Raw genomic sequence first — 4,277 nt, forward strand, 5'->3', positions numbered from 1 at the left:
ATGTACCGAGCCGTACCGGCGTCAATATCACCCCGGAGACGATCGTGGCACTGTGCAAGGAATATGAGAACATCGTCGGTGTCAAAGAAGCAAGCGGCAATTTCTCCGCGATCGCACAGATTGCAAGCCTGTCAGGCGGAACAGTTGATATTTACTCCGGCAACGACGACCAGACGGTTCCGATGATGGCACTGGGTGCAAAGGGCGTTATCTCCGTATTATCCAACGTGGCACCGCGTCAGGTACATGATATGTGCGCGGCATTCAAGGCTGGCGATGTAGCGAAGGCAAGACAGATGCAGATAGATGCAATTCCGCTGATTGAGGCGCTGTTCTGCGAGGTAAACCCGATTCCGGTTAAGGAAGCGATGAACATGATGGGCGAGGAAGTGGGTCCGTTTCGCAAACCGTTAGTGGATATGGAACCGGCAAACCGCGATCGTCTGAGAAGAGAACTGGTAAATTACGGAATCAGCCTGAAAGAGTGATAAGATCGTGGCAGTGCGGTAGGAAAATCGTTACTGTACACGGGTAGGCACTTTTGGAACCGAAAGTGCCGTAAGAAAACGTGGTGGTAGCAGGAATTTGCCGTATTTAAATGCGAAGCCACGGCAAATTCCGTTACTGGGCACGTATGCGTGAACAGTAACATAGGATCCGTTAAAACGGGCAGTGAAACAGAATGCGAAAATCAGATTCGGAGGCGTGCGGCAGGGCGCTGCACCTCTGAATTTTGAATGAGATAGGGAAATGAGGTTTTAACAGATGGTACGAGCAATTATGCATGGCTGCAACGGCGCCATGGGACAGGTTATTTCCGGAATCGCAGCGAAGGACGAGGAGATCTCTATCGTTGCGGGTATTGATATGAGAACCGAGCAGAAAAATGATTATCCGGTTTTTGCGTCTCTGAACGAATGTAAGGTAGAAGCGGATGTTGTGATTGATTTTTCCAATGCAGCAGCTGTCGATGAACTTCTCGACTGGTGTGCAGAGAAGAAAATGCCGGTTGTTCTGTGTACGACAGGACTTTCCGAGGTACAGCTGGCAAAGGTAGAAGAGACGGCAGAGAAGACAGCTGTTCTTCGCTCTGCAAATATGTCTCTTGGTATCAATATGCTCTTAAAGCTTCTGAAAGAAGCAGCGCAGATTCTGGCTCCGGCTGGATTTGATATTGAGATTCTGGAGAAACACCACAATCAGAAGGTGGATGCTCCGAGCGGTACGGCGATTGCGCTGGCAGATTCGATCAACGAGGCGATGGGCAATACATACCATTACAAATACGATCGTTCCGCTACACGCGAGAAACGTGATGCGAAGGAGATTGGTATTCAGGCGATCCGCGGCGGCACAATCGTAGGCGAACACGATGTCATTTTCGCTGGTCAGGATGAGGTGATTACCTTTAATCATACAGCTTATTCCAAGGCGATCTTTGCCAAGGGCGCCGTACAGGCAGCGAAGTTCCTGGCAGGAAAACCGGCAGGACGGTATGATATGGCAGATGTGATTGGTTAAGAACAGGCATATAATTGAATTTGGAGAGGCACCTGCAGGAGGTATGCAGATGTCAGATAATAGTAAATTTCAGCAAAAGCAGGTGCGGCGCTACCTGAAAGGCGTACGTTTCCGGATGAGGCGGAGACAGCGGTTCTTCCTTTACGGACTGGCGGCAGCGGTCTTTTTCTATCTGGCCAGTGTCTATGAGTTTCGGGAGAAAATCTGGTCCATCAGAGAGTGTGAGGAGATCGAATACCGGCTGCCGGAGGGAGATTCTGAGGCTGCCACAAGGCTCCGCATTAACCTGAAAACCTGGCAGCTGGAGATGATTCACGAAGAAAAAAGAGCGGAGTAATAAGGCTTTTTCTTGACAAGCTGTCTGAAAAAGAGGTATAATTAACAAAAATAATAGACATGTCATGTGGCTGAAAGGAGATGTGCATATGAAGGAATATGAAAAACCGGAAGCAGAGGTTGTCATCTTTGAGACAGTGGATGTGGTAGCTACATCATCGTACTATGATCCGTATGCGACTGTTTAGTAAAAGAGGTATATATCGCTGGATATATACCTTTTTTCGTTTTATAGGAAATTACGTCCTATGAAACAAAAAACGCTCCGTGAGGATGCGCACTCGCACGAAGAAGAAACATGTCGAAAGCGACCGCGCGAGAAGCCCGAATGTGTCAAGGCACATTCCGTATTATACAAGCGGATCGAGGTATGTGTGAACAGGTATTTTGCAGCAGGAATGCTAGAACATTCCTGAATTAGGAGGGGGATTTATGAAGGTAAAGTCAGGATTCAAGCTGATGAAAGTAGGAGTCCAGAATCTGGTTGTGGCAGTGGATGAGAGAGCGGAGGAGTTCAACGGAATGGTCCGCCTCAACTCCACCGGAGCATTTCTCTGGGAGAAGATAGAAAAGGGAAGTGAGAAGGAAGAGCTGGTATCTGCCCTTCTTGCACAATATGGAATTGACGAAGAGACGGCGAGAAAGGATCTGGATGGCTTTTTGAATACACTGATTGAAAACGGAATTCTGGAGTGAAAAATAGATGAATATATTGATGGCATTTAATTCGGAATACTGTAAGCCGGCGATGGTAACCATGTATTCTCTGCTCTGCAATCATGACTGCGAGGTAGTCTTCTATATTATTTATTCCCAACTGACCGAAGAGGAAAAAGACAGGATTTCAGAAATAACCATGGCAGAAGGCCGTGGCAAGTGCGTCTTCCTTCCGGTGGCGGAAAGCACCTATGCAGATCTGCCGACACTGGAATGGATCTCTCCGGAGACATATTACCGGCTGCTGGCCCAGAAACTTCTTCCTGAAAGTGTGGACCGGATTCTATGGCTGGATGCTGATGTGGTAATCTGCGGAGACATCACAGAGTTTTATCATCAGGACCTGGATGGGAATCTTCTGGCTGCCTGTTCGGCCGTGGATGAGGAGGGTTACCATGCATCCTTCAATCAGCTGACGCTGCCTCCGGATGCCAGATATTTCAATGCCGGTGTCCTTCTGTATGATTTGGAAGCCCAGAGAAAGAAACTGGATCCGGATATATATACCCGGTATCTGCAGGTGTTTGGAAAGCGTCTGATCTATGGGGATCAAGATGTGTTGAATGGGGTATTTTACCGCTGCGTCAAATTTGCCGATCCGAAACACTATAATTGCTCGACCTATGCGTTGGATAAACTAACTTTCGGGGAAAGAAGAAAGGTCCTAAAGGATTGCCGTATCCTTCATTACAACGGGAGTTCCAAACCCTGGAATCCCGGATATTGTCTCACTGCATCGGATATATTCCGCAGGTATGCATCGATATTTCCAGAGTTTTCCTATCTGGAGGATCCGGAATGGGAGAAACAGGAGAAGAGGGCTAGACAGCGCAGGCTTTCCTATAAAAGAAAGCACAAGGAAAGCGAGGAAGAGAGGCTACGGTACTCGTTTGTGATTCAGATTGCCGGAGTGAAAATCCGGGTTGTGCATCGGTACCAGAAGGTACTGATGCACTGCAGAAAGTATCTGGTGCCTTCCGGAGAATCGGAGCTTGAGGTGAACATAACCAAGGAGGATCTGGTCTATGAGAGAAAACAGTATGAGGCGGTCTGTGCGGCAGAAAACCGGGAGACCGGATCGGTCAGTGACGAGGAACTGGAAATATCTGCGTTAGACCGCAAGACTGCAGAGGTGCTTCTTGATTTCCATATACTTCTCATTCACGGTGCAGCGGTGGAAGTGGAGGGGCAGGCTTATCTGTTTTGCGCCAAAAGCGGAACAGGGAAAACAACCCATATCGGATTTTGGAAAGAACTTCTGGGGGAGACCCTTACCGTGATAAACGGAGATAAGCCGTTTCTGAAGATAGAAGAGGCGGTGACGGTATATGGTTCCCCCTGGTGCGGAAAAGAAGGCCAGAATACAAATACTTCCTGCCCCCTTGCAGGGATCTGCCTGTTAGAGCGGGGAACGAAGAATGAGATACGCAGGCTGTCGCCGGAGGAAGCATTTCCCCGCATGATGTCCCATGCGTACCGGTTCCGGGATAGGGGAAAAGCAGAGCAGATGATGAACCTTCTGAGCAAACTGGCTGAGATGGTGCCGTTTTATGGATTAAAAGCCCTGCCGGATGTAGAGGCGGCCCGGCTTTCTTATGAAGCTATGAGGACAGAATGATGCGATCAGCGATTCAGGAAGAACTGGATAAAAATGGAATCACAGTCTGCACCACCAGAGGCGACAGCATGGAGCCGCTTCTGGC

The 4,277-nt window shown here is 48.6% G+C and carries 5 protein-coding genes; all 5 read left to right on the forward strand.

What is annotated here, in order from left to right; translation table 11 throughout:
• A partial coding sequence (locus QVO97_RS06340; protein ID WP_288189166.1) for a dihydrodipicolinate synthase family protein occupies positions 1–488 on the forward strand: 488 nt, incomplete at its 5' end.
• 277 nt (positions 489–765) lie between these two features.
• Entirely contained in the window at positions 766–1,521 is a 756-nt protein-coding gene (gene dapB, locus QVO97_RS06345) for a 4-hydroxy-tetrahydrodipicolinate reductase (RefSeq protein WP_022359535.1), read from the forward strand.
• 49 nt (positions 1,522–1,570) lie between these two features.
• On the forward strand, positions 1,571–1,858 hold the full coding sequence (locus QVO97_RS06350; protein WP_022359536.1) for a hypothetical protein: 288 nt from the start codon (positions 1,571–1,573) through the stop codon (positions 1,856–1,858).
• Positions 1,859–2,289: 431 nt separating this feature from the next.
• Positions 2,290–2,553: a PqqD family protein gene (locus QVO97_RS06355; protein ID WP_022359538.1), complete on the forward strand. Its 264-nt coding sequence runs from the start codon at positions 2,290–2,292 to the stop codon at positions 2,551–2,553.
• Between the two features lie 7 nt (positions 2,554–2,560).
• The gene (locus QVO97_RS06360; protein ID WP_022359539.1) at positions 2,561–4,192 is read left to right on the forward strand and encodes a glycosyltransferase; all 1,632 of its coding nucleotides are present in this window, start codon (positions 2,561–2,563) and stop codon (positions 4,190–4,192) included.
• Positions 4,193–4,277: the final 85 nt, after the last annotated feature.

Origin of the sequence: Clostridium sp. CAG:43 (genome assembly GCF_000434655.1) — a bacterium.
Lineage (GTDB): Bacteria > Bacillota > Clostridia > Lachnospirales > Lachnospiraceae > Otoolea > Otoolea fessa.

What these genes read in the sequence shown, in the direction of transcription:
- dapB (WP_022359535.1), top strand. Translation starts at nt 766, where the DNA reads ATGGTACGAGCAATTATGCATGGCTGCAACGGCGCCATGGGACAGGTT.
- QVO97_RS06350 (WP_022359536.1), top strand. Translation starts at nt 1,571, where the DNA reads ATGTCAGATAATAGTAAATTTCAGCAAAAGCAGGTGCGGCGCTACCTG.
- QVO97_RS06355 (WP_022359538.1), top strand. Translation starts at nt 2,290, where the DNA reads ATGAAGGTAAAGTCAGGATTCAAGCTGATGAAAGTAGGAGTCCAGAAT.
- QVO97_RS06360 (WP_022359539.1), top strand. Translation starts at nt 2,561, where the DNA reads ATGAATATATTGATGGCATTTAATTCGGAATACTGTAAGCCGGCGATG.